Here is a 9,348-nt window from a genome sequence, read left to right on the forward strand (position 1 = left end):
TCCGAAGAAAAGGAGGATGTACTTCTACATCTTCAGAAAAAATACAAAAGAACAATGAAGACCATCTAAAACCGACGGTTTTCATTGTTCTTTTTGTTTGTTAAGAGCTGGTTTTTTCCCAGCCCCAGGGTTGAAATGTTCATTAATTATGAAGGAGTAGGTTTTCAAAGTGGAAAATTTAGATTTAAGAATTCAAAAAACATATATATCACTTATCGAAGCTTTTGAGAAATTGTTACATGAAAAGGAATTTGAGAAAATTTCAGTGCAGGAATTATGCGATGAAGCGATGATCCGACGCCCAACTTTTTACAAACATTTTTTAGACAAATATGATTTTCTAACTTTTTTCATTAAGCATAAAATGAATATAATTTTTGATCGTGCGTTTCAAAATTTAGAGAATGAAGAAGATAACTTTTTTATTTTGGTTTTCGAACAACTACTAAACCAATTTGATAATTTGCTATATCTCATTTTCAGTCTTCAAATGAATGCGGACATTATTGTAGAGTTAGAAAGTGTTCAAGAGTATGGGCAGCGTATGTTAAGAAACCATGTAAACACAGGCGAGGATAATAGTAATATAACAATGATGAATGAATACAAAGGACAAATTATTATGGGGATCACGATTCAATCCGTCCATTGGTATAAAAATAATCAAGATAAAATTAGTCGTGAAGAAATTATTGAGCTATATAAACAAACTTTAGAAAAATTGGGGTGAACGTAACGAAGATTAAGTCTACTTTGATTTTCCTTCTATAAATGGACATCCTTTTGAATCATAAAGCCAATGATTTCGCGGTCCCGGTCTTCTGTTATTCCAATCGCAATATGGCAGCTTTTAGACAGCACTCGATGATCTTCTCGTATCTTTATGTAGAGAACATCCGTCATGGGATAAGGGTAATTTGTGTTTGAAAGCGAGCGATTCTGCCATTCATTGACCAGTGGATCTAACTGTTCGGTAAGGCTAGAAACGAAGGTTTTTGATACATATCTTATATCGATAATGAGATTTACCTGAATCATTTAATTTTGTGAGATCTGTTTTTTCAAAATGCGACAGGGAACTTACGTTCTTGATTTTGAATCAGGTGTATAGTAAAATAGAATCACATAAGAAAAGGCTTTCAAAATCAAAAGCCTTAGATTATCAAATAAAAAATGGTGTGATTTCTGATACTCTATCCGCTTTCTTTTGTAAGAAGAGAAAAGTGAGGTGATGTAGTTATGGGAAAAAAACAATGCAAACGAGTTTCTCGTAAAGTCAGCGAAGCAGGAAGAAAATTGTCTACTAGTAAAAGTAACAGAACAAAAAGACAAGCTGCAAAAACTTTAGCTGAACATCAACATCGCTACCATTAAAAAAGAGGCTTCTGCCTCTTTTTTCTATTAAATATTTTCAAAAAATATGTTTCTGATAGAAAAATTAAATAACTCAAAAGCCCTATTTCGCAAAACAATATGCCAATAGAAGAAGCATTTAGAGAAACATCTTGACGACCATGTCCATTTGTAAAACCAATCATTTTGAGGGTTTTATTAATCAAACCCATACCTGCTAATCGTTCTATACGATTGACATTGCTCAAAGTTGCCGGCAAACTCGTTAAAACAGGCAGACAAGTCTATCTCAACCTGTCGAGTTATCATGTGTATCAAACCGAATTTTATAAGGTTTTCGAACGCCTACGGCGATCCAGACAATGTATTTAGAGGAGTTATCGCATAAAGTTTTAAATCAATCATTTTCAAGGGAGAAGTATGTCCTNTAGAACACACCGTTTCGAGGAAAAATTCCTTATTTTTTCAAAGATAATTAATCTGTTCAAGAAAACAGCTTTAATTATAGAGCTATGAATTATTCAGGTACCTTACTGAATAATCATTGCCGAAATGAAATAGCTGACAGCAGATACAGATCCACCTAGTACAGTACCCCAGATGAGATCAACAATGGTCACTTTAAGCGGCCATTTTGCAAGTGTGGCTAAATTTGTTAAGTCATACGTTGAATACGCAATAAAGCCAAAGAATACTCCTCTCAGCAAGGCTTCAAGTAAACTCTCAGACTCCAATGCTGGATTGATGACGAAAAATACTAAACCGACTATAAAGATAAAGTAAAAAATAACGGCAGCTGGCCAGTTTGTCTTGTCTCTCATCAGGAAACCAATTTGCTTCTGATAAAAATCTTTGGCAACGAGACCTAACCAGATTATATCAATCGCAAAAAAGACGACGAGTGTAATGACGTAGGTAATCAGAAAATCCATTTATTTTCCTCCTATTCAGTGATGTAGGCTACTGCAACTGCGCCGACTCCGGCACCGTTAGCAATAACTCCGGATGTTTTGGTAATATAAACCGGTTCTTTTCCTAAGAGATTGCTCAATTGGTCAGCAAACTCCTGACCCAGCTGCGGATTGTCTACATAGGTTACGGCATAGTGCTTAATGCCTTTTGAATCATTTACGGATTTGACATGCTTCAAAATTTTCTTCAAAGCAGTCTTTGGATTAAAGGCAATTTTAAAGACTTCGCCTTCCCCATTTTCATCCAGCGATACAATCGGTTTCAAACCGACTTTCTTTGCAATGCCGCCGGCTCGCACACTCAGTCTTCCTGAAGCAATCATATTATCCAGAGTGTTAATTTTAACCAGAATCTTAGACTGGCCAATGGACTGTTCTGCAACGGACATAATCTCATCAGCTGATTTACCAGCTTTTAAATTCTCAATAGCCTGCCAGACAATAAGACCTTCCGCCACCGAATTCTGCTTAGTATCAATAACATGAATGTTTTTGTTCGTGTCAGCAAATTTCTCAGCTGCTTTGGAAAAGACATTATAGGTTCCACTCAGTGCTTTCGCTACTGTAAATACCACAACATCATCGTAGTAAGTCAGCAGATAGCGGAGCGCATCTTCCACACTTCTCGTGGTTGGCTGAGAAGATGTCGGGTGGATGCCTTTGTTTTTAGCGACGTCAAACAGTTTTTCATTCGTAATGGTCAGTTTATCAATGTACGTTTCATCACCGACCAGCAGTGAGACATGAACAACGTGAACCTGAGCATCATCGAGCATATCCTCAGGTATGTCCGCAATAGAATCTGTTACAATAACGGTCTTGTATTTTCTGTGGTGAATACGGTCATACTGTCTGACCATGTCATCAACTTTCTGCTCAATAATCTGACCTTTACTTGACAGACGGTCGAACATTTCAGCCGGATCATTGGTATGAATATGCAGACGTGTCTTTGTTTTCCCTTTAACTTCAACAATGGAATCACCGATATCAGAAATAAGTGCTTTTAAGTCTTCAGCGTTTCCTTTATGTTCAATTAGCGCTTCTGTACAGTAGCGGTAATCTCCAATCTGGTGATCATCCTCACTGATAGCCGGAATGCTCTCAAAGGATTCTGAGTCGTCTTCTGAAATGACGTGACCGCGAATACCTTCTAAAAAGCCTTTGACGAAATAAGCAAAACCTTTCGCACCAGAATCGACAACAGACGATTTCTTCAGAACTTTAAGCTGCTCAGTCGTATGCTCCACTGCATTTTCCACTTTTTCACTCGCCGCTTCAAGCAGTTTGTCGAATGCTTCATGGCTGCCCAGTTCTTTGCTTAATGATTCATAAAACACAGTCATCGTCGTCAACATCGTGCCTTCAACAGGATGTTCAACTGCCCGGTAGGCGTATTCCATGCCTGCTTTAATGGCAGATGCGAAGTTCTCGATTGTAATCTCTGTTTCTGACGTAATGCCTTCACTGAACCCTTGGAAATACTGGGCAAAAATCAGACCGGAATTTCCTCTCGCTCCGATAATGGCAGAATCAGCAATGGTCTCTACCGTTGTTTTCGTATTATCTTTTAATTGTGAATGGTGAACAATACTGTGCATCGTTGAAAATAGATTACTCCCAGTATCGCCATCAGCTACTGGAAAGACATTGATGTCATTTAAAAAAATGCGATTATTCATAACTTCTCTCGCCCCGTTGATCAGACCGTTGTAGAGCTCGTTTTGCGTAATAGTCTTCATAATCATTCTCCCCTCTTGTTCGGCTTTTTGTAAAACACCGACCGAATGCTTCAGTGCTTTACTCCAAGTCTCTTATTTATCCCTTTTCTCCCCAGGGGAAAATCATCGGAACGCGTTGTTTATAGTCTTCCCATGCTTCGTACTTCTCCATATTTTTTTCAAGGAGTGGCGTGGATATTTTCATCAGTACCGCACTCATGATAACAGGAGAAATAACCAGCAAGCCATAGTAAATCGGATTGATATCGCCCGTAAACATCATTGGAATACCACTCAGGTAAAGTCCTACCCAAATGAGAATTTCTCCAAAATAGTTCGGGTGTCGTGTCACTGACCATAAGCCTGACTGTAGCAGTTTACCTGACCCTTTTTGGATGTGCTGTCTCAGCTGCTCATCACCAATGACTTCAAACAGAAGACCGGTCAAGGCGATAAGCAAGCCGGCATAAATGACAAACTGACTGATGCCTTCAAATTCGAAGGTATTGAAGCGAATGATGGAATAGCTTGCTGAACCGACAATAAAATTAATAATACCTTGAACCATAAATACCCGGAAAAAAGCGATAAGGACGACTTTGTCTCCCCACTCTTTTCGCCACTGAGCATATCGGAAATCCTCAGGCTTGCCCCAGTTCCGTTTCAACAGTCTAAGTGACAATCGCAATCCCCAAACAGTAATAAAACCGACAATAATATAAGATAATAGCGTGGGTTCATCTGTCACAAATAAGGTCAGCCAACTGCCGATGACAAAGCCCATTCCCCATCCAATGTCCACTATGGAGTTGTTCTTTATAGCGGTTGCAATTAAGAATATGATCGTAAAATAGATAAAGGTAAAGATCAGCGGAACGAGCAAGCCGTCAAAATCAATATTGGTAAATCCTTGTGTTGCTATTGCAAAGGTTGCCAGAAACAATAGCGGGTAAATAATGAGTCTTTTTTTATCCATAATACACCTCTTCTGTTTGCAATACTGATTTTTATTTCAGTTTCATGATAATTGAAACTGAATAAGTATCTGATGATAGTATAACACTTATTATCTTTCTTGAACTTTATAATGCTTAATTTTTTTGTAATTTATTTAATTCAACCAGAGCTTCCTAACCTTTCAGTACTATTTAATGCTAAGTTCCACCTTTTCCAAAAGCATCTACCACTTGTGTCATCAAGTGAGAGGACGAATAAAAAATCACTACCGATGTAAATCATACCTTTTTCAGTAAGGCTGGACCTTGCTTGTTCGTTCTTTTAAACGTAGAATATAATTAACCTAATCAAAGGAGCTAAGCTTGTGGACTCCATTTTTAAGCTATTTAGACAAAAAGTTGAAAATAATGAAAAACTGACACCCAAAATGCAAGACATTCTGGAAGCCAGCTTATTGCTGTTTGCTGAAAAAGGCTATTCCAATACGTCCACCAAGGATATTTCCCGTGCAGCAGACGTTGCTGAAGGAACCATTTTTAAACATTTTGGTTCCAAGGAAAATTTATTGTATGCTAGCATTCTCCCTATTTTAAGTCAGTCACTGGAAGATTTAATCCCAGCTGATTTTTTAAAGAACCAGGAGAAATTAAATGAGTTATCTTTTTCAGAGTTTCTTCGTTACGTTCTACCTGAACGAATTAATTTTGCCGGAAACAATCTTAAGATCTGGAAAATATTTCTAACCGAGTATCTTTATCAGGAAACCATGAGGGATAACTTAAGCACGCTGATTCCAGATGTACTCATTGACGAGCTCTCCCAAATACTATCTATATTTAAAGATAAAGACGAGCTGGTTGACTGGCCGAATGACGAAATACTCCGCTTTATTATCAGTACCGTTGCAGGATACGTTATCTCGCAGTCTATAGGTTTTTCATCCTCATCCAACACTGAGTCTGATATTGAACATTTGATTCAATTTTTGGAAAAAGGCCTTCGTCCATAAATAAACCTTGACTACTAGTACAGTCGGGGTTTATACTTTAAACAATTAGTGAGTGAGTACTCACTTTTTATATTCTTTACTGGAGGTTTTCATCTTGGCCCTACTAACGATAGAACATTTAAACAAATATTATCCCATTACTGACTCCGAACACTTTCACGCCTTAAAAGATATATCCTTAACCTTTGACAAAGGCGAACTTGTTTCAATCATTGGCGAATCCGGCAGCGGAAAGTCCACACTGATGAATGTGCTTGGCGGGCTTGATTTGAAATATGAAGGCGATATTCTCATCGATGGAGACAACATCGGAGATTTTACCGAAAAAGAACTGGTTCGTTTTCACAAAGAAAAAATCGGATTTATTTTTCAGAGTTTCAACCTAGTCTCCCACTTGTCTGTACTCGACAATGTGACGTTAGCCATGACCTTATCCAATGTAGATAAACTGACGCGAAAAGAGCGGGCAATGGAAATCCTCGAACATCTCGGACTGAAAGAACAGTATAAAAAGAAACCCAGTCAACTCTCAGGTGGGCAGAAGCAGCGTGTTGCCATAGCCCGAGCACTTGTTAATGATCCAGACATCATTATTGCAGATGAACCAACCGGCGCTCTCGATTCACAGACATCAGACCAAGTACTGGCTATCATTCAGGAGATTGCCAAAAACGGCAAACTTGTCATTATGGTTACGCACTCAGACCGTGTAGCGTCACGTTCGTCAAGAATTGTCACGATTGATGACGGAGCGATTATACAGGACGAGGATCGCCGAACGGTAAACGAGCACGCCAATAACTTTAAACGAATTGAGCGAAAAAGTAACAGAAACCTCAGTTTTTTCGCTGCGATACACATGGCCTTGTTAAATATGAAAGAAAAGCTGAGCCGTAATATTCTGATTTCTTTAGGAGGAAGCATCGGCATCATGAGTGTCATTTTAATGCTTGCTCTGGGTAATGGTGTCAATGACTACCTGACAGATACGATGAATGAAAATGTTAATCCCTTGATTAGCGAAGCACGCATGACGGAGGATACCCAATCGGAAACTAATTCAGACACCGATACAACAGACACGAATGAACGGAGTGATAGAGGCCCCGGTAATTTTGCTGATAATATTCCGGCAGTTCAACTGTCTCAAGTGATTCCATTTGAAGCGGAAAATATCGATGAACTAAGATCTATACCACACGTTGAATCAATGGACCTCGCGTATGCTTCCTTCTCATTGGGTAGTGATACAGTTGTCTACGAGGACGAGGCTTATTCTTTTATGAATTTCGGCACTGTATCTGCCAATATGACACAGTCCAATATCCTTCACGGTTCATTTCCAGAAGCCGGTGACGTTCTCATTACCGAAGAAATGGCTGAAAACATGGCAGATTCTGCTGAGGAGATGATTGGAGAAGAAGTGGAAGTGAAACTATCAGTTGATGGAGATGCTTTGAGCGGATTGTTTATAGTCAGTGGTATCTATACTGCAGGAAATGCTATCGGACCAGCTGGTGCCTTCGATTCCGTCTTTATGACTATGGAGTCCTTTACTGATATGAGCGAAGATAATGGCATCAGTGTTGAAGCTAATGTCGCGTATCTTCATGCCGATGATGCTTCCCATTCTCAGAGTATTAAAGAAGAACTGAGTAATCTCGGTTATGCCGGTTCATCAACGGATACACTGGCAGCGACTTTTACACAACTCCTGGATATCTTCACATATATCCTGTCGGGTGTGGCAGCTATCTCACTGTTTGTTTCGGCTATCATGATTTTAACCGTTCTCTATATCAGCGTTGTCGAACGTACTCAGGAAATTGGAGTTATCAAAGCAATTGGTGGACGTAACAAGGATATTCGCCGAATCTTTGTTTCCGAATCATTACTCATTGGTCTCTTCAGCGGCCTTCTGGGGATTGGTATTGCTTCTATACTCTCTTTTATTGGAAATATGGCCGTTGATAATCTATTCGGAACAACCATACTCCACATTACTCCCCTTTATGGTGCGTTCGGAGTAACGGCCAGCGTAATCATCAGTATGGTCGCCGGCGTTTTCCCAGCCAATAAAGCTGCCCGACTGGATCCGATAGAAGCATTGCGACATGACTAATTAAAGACAGCTTTGATCCATCTTGAAATTATCATTAGTTAATAGCAGTCCAAAAAAGACATGGCTCATATGCGCATGTCTTTTTTGCAATTTACAATTCATATTATCAGACTCACCGCTTATCTAAGAGTGCAGCAGCTGATATAACGCACCAAAGAGGTTCGCATCATTTCCGAGTTCACTTCTTTTAACTGATGCCCTGACTCCAGTTACAGAGTAAACAAGGTCTTTTTCATAAAAGTCATCCAGTGCTCTTTCTATTTCCTCTACAAGCATCGGCTCCGCACTCATGCCACCACCTATCACAAATACTTCCGGATCGAGCACACCTTGGAGATTGATAATTTGTCCTGCGACGCCCTTGCAGTATGCTCTGAACTCTCTTTCTACTTCCAAATGGCCTGCTCTTATAAGCCTGAACATATCCTGACCTTCAAAGTCTTCAGGGTCTTCTCCAGTCATTTGTGCGACTCGCCGCACCAAATCTGTCGTACTCCCGCTTCTTCCAAAAAAACTTTCCGGGTCCAGTGGATTTTTACCATCCGTACGCATAAAGGAAAATTCTCCCGCACTAAAGTGGTGCCCCTTTACCAACTGACCATTGGAGATAATGCCTCCACCTACTCCCGTACCCAAGACAAACGCTACACCATTTTGCATGCCTTTAAGGCCGCCTTTCCAGAACTCACCCAATGCCGCACTTTTCCCGTCATTTTCAAGCTTTACAGGCAGCTCCAGCCGCTTTTGAATAATATCAGCCAAGTGAATATTTCTGGCGTACTCCAGCGAACCTCCGTGTATGACATAACCGGTATCGGAATCAATTCGCCCCGGCATGCTGATAGCCACTCCTACTACACTTTTTGCGTAAGGCTGGGCAATCTGTTCAAACACAAATAATAAGGATTCCAGCGAATCACGAGGAGTCTTCCGTTTTCCTTTAATATGTATCGTCTCTTTATCCATCAGTGCAAACTTTATTGCTGACCCGCCTATATCCAAAACTAAATACTGTTTCATCCAACTGCTCCTTTTCATGTTCAAATTATATTGGATTTGATTAAAACGCTTTCTCTTTTTCATTAGTATATAAGAAAACCTCGGGCAAAGTTCGCCCGAGGACTCTTTATTATCTGCTGACCTTTTTATTTTTGTGTTCTATTGTCATATACGATCCCCGTGTGACTTACAAAGTATTCTGGAATCATTTCACCA

The 9,348-nt window shown here is 39.6% G+C and carries 8 protein-coding genes and 2 pseudogenes; 5 read left to right on the forward strand and 5 right to left on the reverse strand.

The features are described from left to right. The first annotated feature begins 169 nt into the window (after nucleotides 1-169). Entirely contained in the window at nucleotides 170-730 is a 561-nt protein-coding gene (locus tag ACYVLS_RS05455; protein ID WP_460322142.1) for a TetR/AcrR family transcriptional regulator, read from the forward strand. 47 nt (nucleotides 731-777) lie between these two features. Here ACYVLS_RS05455 and ACYVLS_RS05460 read toward each other — a convergent pair. Continuing rightward, nucleotides 778-1,002 (reverse strand): annotated as a pseudogene (locus tag ACYVLS_RS05460) (transposase); the annotation flags it as partial. Between the two features lie 237 nt (nucleotides 1,003-1,239). Here ACYVLS_RS05460 and ACYVLS_RS05465 point away from each other — a divergent pair. Next, nucleotides 1,240-1,374 (forward strand): hypothetical protein, encoded by a 135-nt coding sequence (locus ACYVLS_RS05465; RefSeq protein ID WP_460322144.1) that lies wholly within the window; start codon nucleotides 1,240-1,242, stop codon nucleotides 1,372-1,374. Between the two features lie 204 nt (nucleotides 1,375-1,578). Continuing rightward, nucleotides 1,579-1,725: pseudogene (locus ACYVLS_RS05470) on the forward strand (transposase); the annotation flags it as partial. A 158-nt stretch (nucleotides 1,726-1,883) separates the two neighbouring features. Here the strand turns inward: ACYVLS_RS05470 and ACYVLS_RS05475 are convergent. The 3 genes from ACYVLS_RS05475 to ACYVLS_RS05485 form a co-directional block, all read right to left on the reverse strand. Next, nucleotides 1,884-2,285 carry a DUF2177 family protein gene (locus ACYVLS_RS05475; protein WP_460322146.1) on the reverse strand — a complete coding sequence of 134 codons (402 nt, stop codon included), beginning with the start codon at nucleotides 2,283-2,285 and terminating at the stop codon, nucleotides 1,884-1,886. Between the two features lie 11 nt (nucleotides 2,286-2,296). Further along, nucleotides 2,297-4,066: a DegV family protein gene (locus ACYVLS_RS05480; RefSeq protein WP_460322148.1), complete on the reverse strand. Its 1,770-nt coding sequence runs from the start codon at nucleotides 4,064-4,066 to the stop codon at nucleotides 2,297-2,299. A gap of 76 nt (nucleotides 4,067-4,142) precedes the next feature. Beyond that, a complete protein-coding gene (locus ACYVLS_RS05485; RefSeq protein WP_460322150.1) occupies nucleotides 4,143-5,021 on the reverse strand; it encodes a DUF1295 domain-containing protein in 879 nt (292 codons plus the stop codon). A gap of 345 nt (nucleotides 5,022-5,366) precedes the next feature. Here ACYVLS_RS05485 and ACYVLS_RS05490 point away from each other — a divergent pair, with 345 nt between their 5' ends. Further along, nucleotides 5,367-6,011 carry a TetR/AcrR family transcriptional regulator gene (locus ACYVLS_RS05490; RefSeq protein ID WP_460322153.1) on the forward strand — a complete coding sequence of 215 codons (645 nt, stop codon included), beginning with the start codon at nucleotides 5,367-5,369 and terminating at the stop codon, nucleotides 6,009-6,011. Nucleotides 6,012-6,105: 94 nt separating this feature from the next. Beyond that, nucleotides 6,106-8,133 (forward strand): ABC transporter ATP-binding protein/permease, encoded by a 2,028-nt coding sequence (locus ACYVLS_RS05495; protein ID WP_460322155.1) that lies wholly within the window; start codon nucleotides 6,106-6,108, stop codon nucleotides 8,131-8,133. 123 nt (nucleotides 8,134-8,256) lie between these two features. Here ACYVLS_RS05495 and ACYVLS_RS05500 read toward each other — a convergent pair whose 3' ends face one another. Beyond that, on the reverse strand, nucleotides 8,257-9,153 hold the full coding sequence (locus tag ACYVLS_RS05500) for an ROK family protein (RefSeq protein ID WP_460322157.1): 897 nt from the start codon (nucleotides 9,151-9,153) through the stop codon (nucleotides 8,257-8,259). Between the last annotated feature and the right edge of the window lie 195 nt (nucleotides 9,154-9,348).

Source organism: Alkalibacterium psychrotolerans, assembly GCF_054784355.1.